The 458-nt window shown below is 64.8% G+C and carries 1 protein-coding gene; it reads right to left on the bottom strand.

Going from position 1 to position 458, the window contains the following annotated elements; translation table 11 throughout:
- The coding region (locus tag O5O46_RS35155) for a carboxyl transferase domain-containing protein (protein WP_333482459.1) at nucleotides 1-458 on the bottom strand (458 nt) is incomplete at both ends.

Below are 458 nucleotides of genomic sequence, written 5' to 3'. Positions count from 1 at the left end.
TCGATCACGTCGTCGACCAGACCGCGTTCGGCCGCGTAGTACGGGTGCATCAGCTCCGACTTGTACTCCTTGACCATCGCGGCCCGCATCTCGTCCGGATCGTCGGCCTCGGCGATCTGCCGACGGAAGATCACGTTCGCCGCGCCCTCGGCACCCATCACCGCGATCTCGTTCGTCGGCCACGCGTACGTCAGGTCAGCACCGATGGACTGCGAGTCCATCACGATGTACGCACCGCCGTACGCCTTGCGCAGGATCAACGAGATCCGCGGCACCGTGGCGTTGCAGTACGCGTACAGCAACTTCGCGCCATGCCGGATGATCCCGCCGTGCTCCTGGTCCACACCCGGCAGGAAGCCCGGCACATCCAGCAGCGTGACCAACGGAATGTTGAACGCATCACACATCTGCACGAAGCGCGCGGCCTTCTCCGACGCCTCGATGTCCAGCACACCGGC

The sequence above is a fragment of the Streptomyces sp. RPT161 genome, assembly GCF_027533845.1.
Taxonomy (GTDB): Bacteria; Actinomycetota; Actinomycetes; order Streptomycetales; family Streptomycetaceae; genus Streptantibioticus_A; species Streptantibioticus_A silvisoli_A.
The sequence above is the reverse complement of the archived record's forward strand: the minus strand, read 5'-3'. Positions and strand labels throughout refer to the sequence as shown.